This is a genomic window from Methanosarcina spelaei (assembly GCF_002287235.1).
GTDB lineage: Archaea > Halobacteriota > Methanosarcinia > Methanosarcinales > Methanosarcinaceae > Methanosarcina > Methanosarcina spelaei.
The window spans coordinates 1-2,705 of the sequence record NZ_LMVP01000200.1 but is presented as its reverse complement, the minus strand read 5'-3'; the positions used below and the strand labels follow the sequence as shown (position 1 = coordinate 2,705).

Here is a 2,705-nt window from a genome sequence, read left to right as displayed (position 1 = left end):
GACCTCCCCCATCTGATAGATTTTCCAGACATCGGTCAGTTTGATAAGAGGCTCGCATTTGTTTTGAGAGATCCTTACTGCATTGGAACTGTCAGCAACACCATTTCCGGAATTTAAGTATGGATTGATTTTCAGATTCCCTTCTGAACCCTCTTCGGATGGATCAGAGAAACTCGCTGCTCCTTCAAGAAAGTTCATCATTTTTGAGGAATTCAATGCCGTTTTAAGAGAATCTATTATTCCAGTGAATGTCATTATAAAACCTCTAAAAGTTAATCGTTTTTGAGCTTAACCTTTTTAAGGTTGCTTGAGTTTTTTCATATAATGCATGGTTTCCATCGTTTCCGTGACTTGTTTTATGATGCAGTCAGAATGTTCTTTGATAAATTTTTAAGATTTTAATTATATTATCCTACCGATATTAATTGTCAAGTTTTATGGGTTATCTTCTTAGGCTATATTGTGTAGGTATAATCGGTCTAATCAGACCATTTACATGGTCCAACTAGACCCTGTGGTTCGATTCGTTTTTGAGGCCCCAGCGAAATGCACAATGCCTCATTTCTGGAGTGCGGGTTTTTTGCTGGCTGCCTCCTCTCCTTATTACAATGGGGAACACCTGATTTTCAAGCAATAGGCTTGAAGTTCCTAGTGGCGAGGTTATGTTTCAGGATGTTCCTTTTCAGTTTCCTTTTCCATTGTAATTTACCAAATTGAACAACTCTTATATGGGGTTGAACACCTGTCTGAGATAGGTGTTTGAGATGGGACTGAACACCTATCTGAGATAGAGCATTTTATCTTCTAGCCTCTCAACAGGATTAGAGGCAGCCGATTCCTTCATTGGCGTTTAATAATATAAGCATACTTAGCTAAAAATAGGGAAATCTAGAGAATTAATTTATCAATGAAGCTTTTCTAGAATATATTTACTAAATTTAATCTTTAATTACTCTATAAAAGGCGAATAAAGTACCAGTAAAGTATTATTTTACTGAGATTTTTTTCAAAAGGAGATTCAGGCCTAACATAAGAGCTGTCTCTTTCATTCTGACAAATATTCCGAAAGGCTGCTCCAAAGACAAAGATGCTCCTGCAATTAAAATTGCAAGATGCCTGTCTAGTGTTAAGTCAGGTCTCAATTGCCGGATAAAGATATAGTATACACAGGTCATGAATCAATTCTGGAAAACAAGCAATGTCAATTTTTAAAGATATAAAAAAATTTTTAATGGTTATGATTTTCAAAATTCACGTCATAACCTTTTTTCTTTGTTAGCAGAAAGTCACTGATTCCATTGAGGCAGGAAATAAGAACGGGAAATCGTCCCTTCTTCTTCAGTTTATTCGTACCTTAATGCATCCACAGGCTTTAGTTTAGAGGCCCTGTACGCTGGTACTACTCCAGAGACAACTCCTATCAAAACTGCAAGAGACAGGCCTTCAAGCATCAACGAAAAGCTCACTCCACTGCCTCCTCCAGTCATATCACTTCCCATCATCGTTTGGAGCCCAGATGAAACAAAGGATCCCAGAATAATTCCAAGGATGCCACCAACAAGACCTACCATTGCGGAATTGAAAAGGAAAATCATAAGAATATCCCTATTTTTTGCCCCAATAGCTTTCATAGTTCCTATTTCTTTTGTCTTTTCGAGGACCGAGGTAAACATAGTGTTAGCAATCCCGACAGCTCCCACAAGCAGGGACACAGCTGCAATAGCGCCAAGGAAGAGAGTCATCGAACTCATCATTTCAGTAACCGAATCAGCCAACGATTTTGACGCTGTTACGGAAAAATCCCTATCATCTTCCTTATTAATGTGTCTTGATATCATAAGCTTTTTTTCGATTTCTGTAGTCAATTCCTCTACCTGATCTTCACTCTTGGCTTTTACAGATATGCTATCATAAACATCTTTTTTCGCATCTGTAACAAGGTCCACTGCTCCATCTATTGGCATGTAGATTCTTGAGTCACCTCCCATGCCTTCTTCTTCCAGGATTCCAACAACGCGCACTGCTTTGCCGTTTACGGTTATTACCTGGTTAACCCCGATATTCTGGTCATAAATTTCACTGGCAACACTACTTCCTATGACTGCAACATTCTTATCAGCTGGTTCAAGTGATCTTCCTGATTGCGTTTTCAGGGTAGTCATATATCTCCAGACTTGAGGATCAACACCTGTGATTGGAAGGGTCGCGTTTTGTCCTACATATTTGACTTCTTCTCTGCCTGAAACTTCTCCTTCAATATATTGTATACTATCCAGGCCTCGAAGCGCGTTAATATCATCTTTCGTTAATTCTGAATCTGTTGATACACCACCCCCCATACCAGGGCCATGCATGTTGGATGATGCCTTAGTATACCCTGGGCTTATTGTTATCGTTGTCAGATCCAGATCGGATAGCTTACTCTGTACATTTGCCTGCATGGCATCTCCCAGAGAGATAATTCCAACTACAGATCCCACTCCTATAACTATCCCGATAATTGTCAGCCAGCTTCGCAGTTTACTATGCAAAAGCATGTTTAGACCCATTTTCAGATAGGTCGAGTTTCTCATCTTTCATCCTTCCGTTATTTTTCTCAAGTCTTTTTATCGCGCCTTACTTGGCTACTGAAGATCAACCGTTGACCCGAAACCGTTGACCCGAAACCGTTGCGCCGGTTTATCACGCCTATAGGGTTTGGGGAT

1 protein-coding gene and 1 pseudogene are annotated in these 2,705 nt (G+C 39.7%); both read right to left on the bottom strand.

Annotation, left to right across the window (positions count from 1 at the left end; genetic code table 11):
• Positions 1-255: pseudogene (locus ASJ81_RS10670) on the bottom strand (ABC transporter ATP-binding protein); the annotation flags it as partial.
• 1,088 nt (positions 256-1,343) lie between these two features.
• Entirely contained in the window at positions 1,344-2,573 is a 1,230-nt protein-coding gene (locus ASJ81_RS10660) for an ABC transporter permease (protein WP_095644436.1), read from the bottom strand.
• Positions 2,574-2,705: the final 132 nt, after the last annotated feature.

What these genes read in the sequence shown, in the direction of transcription:
- ASJ81_RS10660 (WP_095644436.1), bottom strand. Translation starts at nt 2,573, where the DNA reads ATGAGAAACTCGACCTATCTGAAAATGGGTCTAAACATGCTTTTGCAT.